Genomic DNA, 2,500 nt, shown 5'->3' on the forward strand with positions numbered 1-2,500 from the left:
GCTTGGAAGCAGCCATTCATTTAAAGAGTGCGTAACAGCTCACTGGTCGAGGGTTTGAGCACGGAAAATAATCGGGCATCAAACATACAACCGAAGCTTTAGGATCGCCACTAGGTGGTGTATCGGTAGGGGAGCATTCTAAACTGCATTGAAGGTGTATCGCGAGGTATGCTGGAGCGTTTAGAAAAGAAAATGTAGGCATAAGTAACGATAAAATAGGTGAAAAACCTATTCGCCGTAAGACTAAGGGTTCCTGATCAACGCTAATCGGATCAGGGTTAGTCGGGTCCTTAGGCAAAGCCGAGAGGCGTAGCTGATGGCAAACTGGTGAATATTCCAGTACCTGCTATAATTTCGATGGGGTAACGGAGTAGTGAAAGGACTGCGCACTTACGGAATAGTGCGTTAAAGGGGGTAGTTATATTCTGTGTAGGCAAATCCGCACGGGATGATGAACCTGATAGTACAGCAAAGCTTCGGCCGCGCTGATAATGTCCCTAATCAGACTTCCAAGAAAAACCTCTAAGGTTCGGTTATAGCAGCCCGTACCGTAAACCGACACAGGTAGTCGAGGAGAATATCCTCAGGCGCTCGAGTGATCCGTGGTAAAGGAACTAGGCAAATTGACGCTGTAACTTCGGGATAAGGCGTACTGCAGTGATGCAGTCTCAGTAAAATGGTCCAACCAACTGTTTAACAAAAACACAGGGCCCTGCAAAATCGAAAGATGACGTATAGAGCCTGATACCTGCCCGGTGCTGGAAGGTTAAGGAAGGATGTTCGGCGCAAGCCAAAGCTTCTGACTGAAGCCCCAGTAAACGGCGGCCGTAACTATAACGGTCCTAAGGTAGCGAAATTCCTTGTCGGGTAAGTTCCGACCTGCACGAATGGTCTAATGAGTTGGACACTGTCTCTACCACGAGCTCGGTGAAATTGTAGTATCGGTGAAGATGCCGGTTAATCGCAACGGGACGGAAAGACCCCGTGAACCTTCACTACAACTTAACATTGATTTTGAACAACAGATGTGTAGGATAGTTGGGAGACTATGAAGCAGCTTCGCCAGGAGTTGTGGAGTCAACGTTGAAATACCAACCTTCTGTTGTTTAGAGTCTAACCTGGAGACAGGGACATTGTTTGGTGGGTAGTTTGACTGGGGTGGTCGCCTCCTAAAAAGTAACGGAGGCTCGCAAAGGTACCCTCAGTACGGTTGGTAATCGTACGCAGAGCGCATTAGTAAAAGGGTGCTTGACTGTGAGGCCGACAAGCCGAGCAGGAGCGAAAGCTGGCTAAAGTGATCCGGTGGTTCTGTATGGAAGGGCCATCGCTCAAAGGATAAAAGGTACTCCGGGGATAACAGGCTGATCTCCCCCAAGAGCTCATATCGACGGGGAGGTTTGGCACCTCGATGTCGGTTCGTCACATCCTGGGGCTGGAGAAGGTCCCAAGGGTTCGGCTGTTCGCCGATTAAAGTGGCACGTGAACTGGGTTCAGAACGTCGCAAGACAGTTCGGTCCCTATCTGTTGTGATCGTTAGTAAATTGCGAGGACATGACCTTAGTACGAGAGGACCGGGTCGTACGTACCGCTGGTGTATCAGTTGTGCCGCCAGGTGCAGTGCTGAGTAGCTATGTACGGAAAGGATAAACGCTGAAAGCATCTAAGCGTGAAACCAACCTCAAGATGAGTTTACTTTTAAGGGCCGTCGGAGACTACGACGTTGATAGGCTACAGGTGTAAGGGTGGTAACATCGAAGCCGAGTAGTACTAATTGCCCGTAAGCTTTAATTTTATTTTTTGTGATAAACTATTACGACTTTCCCAATATGTATCTTATTGCAAGTCTGGAGTCAGATCAATCGCTGAAATAGTGCTGACTCAAAAGACGAAGATCATTCTAATATAGTAAAGATCTTATGGTGGTTATGCCGAGGGTGTTCACCTCTTCCCATTCCGAACAGAGAAGTTAAGCCCCTCATGGCCGATGGTACTGCACTATCATGCGGGAGAGTAGGTAGCTGCCATATTTATTTAAAGAAGCCCCGGTACGTTCATCGTACCGGGCTTTTTTATCCTCACTACACAGAACTAAACTTCAAATTAGTTCCCTTATACTAAGATCTCTACCACTACTACCGCCACTTACGGTAAAAAGACAGGTTAATTTTTGTTGCACAGGCAAATGGATTGTATCTTTGCAGTCTGCCTTTAAAACAACGTGCCTCAGTGCTAAAGTGCGCTGAAACTCAGTCACGATGATAGAAAAGGCGATCACCGCAAATGAAGAAGATTGACAAAAAATCAATTGAAATCCGGTAATAAGGTGATAGTAATGCTATCAAATTAGTAATCAGTTCGTTAGTTCTTTACAATTGGCAATCCGAAAAGATGATATAAAGTGCTTAGATATAAGCATGTATAAATCAGAAAAGTAGGGTGATAAAATCTTCAAAAAAGATTTGGTAAGAATGAAAAAATGATTACCTTTGCAACCCCAACG

2 rRNA genes (1 of these 2 running past the window's edge) are annotated in these 2,500 nt (G+C 45.9%); both read left to right on the plus strand.

Annotated elements, in window-relative coordinates:
* Positions 1 to 1,791, plus strand: a 23S ribosomal RNA gene (locus tag MYF79_RS07120); it begins 1,087 nt to the left of the window's first position.
* Between the two features lie 124 nt (positions 1,792 to 1,915).
* Positions 1,916 to 2,027: ribosomal RNA gene (gene rrf / locus MYF79_RS07125) — 5S ribosomal RNA — on the plus strand.
* Positions 2,028 to 2,500 lie beyond the last annotated feature (473 nt).

The sequence above is a fragment of the Chitinophaga filiformis genome (assembly GCF_023100805.1).
GTDB classification, from domain to species: Bacteria; Bacteroidota; Bacteroidia; order Chitinophagales; family Chitinophagaceae; genus Chitinophaga; species Chitinophaga filiformis_B.